The sequence below is a fragment of the Psychrobacter sp. CAL346-MNA-CIBAN-0220 genome (genome assembly GCF_040309805.1).
In the GTDB taxonomy this organism is placed as follows: Bacteria; Pseudomonadota; Gammaproteobacteria; order Pseudomonadales; family Moraxellaceae; genus Psychrobacter.
Map to the genome: position 1 here is coordinate 1 of NZ_JBEOPF010000490.1, position 256 is coordinate 256.

Here is a 256-nt window from a genome sequence, read left to right on the forward strand (position 1 = left end):
GGATGCGGCGGAGCGCGGCGTGATTGTACGTTTACTGCTCGATGATTTTAATAATAATGCTAAATTTGATCAGCATTTACTGCGTTTTGCCAGTCACCCTAATATTGCTGTGCGTATTATCAATCCACTAATGCATCGTAAATTTCAGACTTTAAATTTTGTCACCGGTTTGCCACGTATCAATAGACGCATGCACAATAAAAGCATGATTTTTGATAAACAAATCACCATCATTGGTGGTCGTAATATCGGTGAT

1 protein-coding gene is annotated in these 256 nt (G+C 39.1%); it reads left to right on the forward strand.

Annotation, left to right across the window (positions count from 1 at the left end; all coding sequences use genetic code 11):
* Nucleotides 1-256, forward strand: a 256-nt coding sequence (locus tag AAEY88_RS14490; RefSeq protein ID WP_350563515.1) for a phospholipase D-like domain-containing protein, incomplete at both ends; no start/stop codon positions are given.